This window comes from Stenotrophomonas sp. STEN022 (genome assembly GCF_056760155.1).
Genome location: NZ_JBRREG010000203.1, coordinates 1 through 223, shown reverse-complemented (window position 1 = coordinate 223; position 223 = coordinate 1). Strand labels below are relative to the sequence as shown.

General features: G+C 68.2%; 1 protein-coding gene. It reads right to left on the bottom strand.

The annotated features are described in order from the left end of the window. On the bottom strand, positions 1-223 hold a 223-nt coding region (locus ACVOMF_RS20920; RefSeq protein WP_481510981.1), incomplete at both ends, for a cadherin repeat domain-containing protein.

Here is a 223-nt window from a genome sequence, read left to right as displayed (position 1 = left end):
CGTGCCCGGCTGATTCGGACCCGGCGGCGTGCCGCCCTGGTTCGGGTCTTCAAACGCCGGGGCTTCGTTGACGTCCAGCTCGTTGAGCGTGACGGTGATGGTGGTCGTGCCACCATTGCCGTCGCTGGCCACCACCGTGATCTGGTGGCTGTTGCCCGTGCTCTCGTAGTCGTTTGCCAGCGAGGCGGCACCGGCCGGCGTCAGCGTGATCACACCCGTGGCC